The sequence below is a fragment of the Gaetbulibacter sp. S0825 genome (assembly GCF_011777505.1).
In the GTDB taxonomy this organism is placed as follows: Bacteria; Bacteroidota; Bacteroidia; order Flavobacteriales; family Flavobacteriaceae; genus Pontimicrobium.
In genome coordinates this window covers 1-2,131 of the sequence record NZ_JAATJT010000006.1, presented here as the reverse complement: position 1 = coordinate 2,131, position 2,131 = coordinate 1, and the positions used below count along the sequence as shown (strand labels likewise).

Here is a 2,131-nt window from a genome sequence, read left to right as displayed (position 1 = left end):
TTCCTTTTGCAAATCCAGTGGCAACTCCCCATTCGCCATCAACTCCTTGTTGTGGAGCTACTGGGTGAATTTGAAATTCTTCATCTGAATCGTGACATGCATCAAAAAATCCATCAAAGTAACCAGGTGCCATTAATTCTGACACTGATTTCATTGCTGGCACTTCGTGCATACAGCCATTAACAGGACCTAACTCCTCGCCACCACCAGTGTTATTCGCTCCGGTGCCTTGCGCGTAAGATAAGCTCGATAATGCTAAAAACATAAACAACATTAATGTTGCTTTGCCTTTTTTTTGTAAAGAATTAATAGAGGTAAATCTTGGTGTAAAATTGCTCATAAGCATAACATATTGTATTAGTTGACCACTATATTCACATAAAGGTTTTTAAACTAAAAACCTAAAGCAAAGAGCTAGTAATCAAATTATTGTTGCGCTATTAAACAATTATTTTTAGAAAAGCTTAAAATACGTACCTATTATAGTCACCAAAAAGCTTTGTATTTAAAATAGGTAAGTATGTAACTTAACTATCATCTCCAAAATTAAACTTTTATTAACAGTTATAAAAGGCTATTTAACTAATATATAGGCTTTTAATCAAGAAAATAATAGCTTCATTATTGTTTAAACAGATTACTTTAGTCGTTCCTCCTTCGAATGACGAGCAATTGTTTTGAGGTGTATCGTCATTGCGAGTAAAGTGAAGCAATCTTATAATATATAACTCCTAATAAACAGATTACTTCGTCTCTACGCTCCTCGTAATGACGCATAAAAAAAAGGAGCCATTTTCATGACTCCTTTTAAATTTATGATAATTACTTATCTAACTTTGTTACTATAGTTTAGAAGCTAATATCTTCTTAGTTACAGTTCCTTTGTTAGTAATTAATTTTACATAGTACATTTGATCTGCACCATTGATACTTAATGGCATAGTAGCATCTGTTCCAGCTGAGTAAGCTGCTGTCTTAGACATTACTAATAATCCTCTAGTATCGTAAACTTCTACAGTTACATTAGTATCAAACTCAAACATATACTTAACAGTCACATCTTGGTTAAATGGTACTGGGTATGCTTGGAAGTCTAATGATACTTCATCACCTTCATTAGCAGATGAAGAACCTTGATCAAATACGTCTGCAGGACTTAATCCATTTGTTCTTGATGAATCATCAGGATTTGGTAAAGTAGAAGTGTAAGTATATACTACAGTACAGTATGAAACATTACCACAACCATCATCTACCATATGTCCCATTGTTACTTCTTGCAACATTACATTTGGATCATTTGTATAATAAGGTTGAATTGTTCCACTATAAAGAGTAGTTTCTAAAGCACCTTTACAGTTATCATTAGCAGCTAATAAATTAAATACATCTAAAGCAACATAATATCTAGGATCACCACCATTAGCGTAATGACTGAACGCAGGATCATGACCTAAGTCAATAACCTCAGTTGGACAATCGATTACTGGTGCAACAGTGTCATTTGTAACATGGTTTTTAGTGTAAACAGCTGATGCATTACCACAGCTATCTTCTGCTACAACATCTACAGCAATATTACTACTACATCCATCAGAAGTTTCAGTAATATTAACCACTCTAATCTTAATATCTGCTTGTGCAGTACAATTATCGGTTACAGCTGGATTAGCAATAAAATCAACTGTATATCCATTAAATATATAAGAATCAAACTGGCTAATAACATCACCTACTTGTAATGATACATAAGCATCGTCAGGACATACTCCTGTTACAGAATTGTCAGTCCAAACTTTATAATCATATGCCCACTCTGGCGCCGATTGATCACTACCTTGGTAGATAATCTTGAATGTTGGGTAAGAGTTACCACAAGCATCAGATACTGTGTACTCGAATGAGTTAATCCATCCGTTTCCACAGTTAGAACCTGTTCTATGAGTAGTTTTCACTACTGATAATCCACATTCTTCATGGAATAAAGCAGCAATCTCATCTTCAGATGGTCCTTCGTAAGAATCAATACAAGCATCTAAATCACTCATATCACTTGGAATTGTTCCAATTAATTCTGGTGCAGTATTATCTTCTCCACTAAATTCTTGTTTGAAGTCATACTCGTTACCAC

At 34.2% G+C, this 2,131-nt stretch carries 2 protein-coding genes; both read right to left on the bottom strand.

Annotation, left to right across the window (positions count from 1 at the left end; translation table 11 throughout):
- A partial coding sequence (locus HB672_RS14615; protein ID WP_167770270.1) for a hypothetical protein occupies nucleotides 1-340 on the bottom strand: 340 nt, incomplete at its 3' end.
- Nucleotides 341-842: 502 nt separating this feature from the next.
- A partial coding sequence (locus HB672_RS14610; RefSeq protein WP_167770269.1) for a T9SS type A sorting domain-containing protein occupies nucleotides 843-2,131 on the bottom strand: 1,289 nt, incomplete at its 5' end.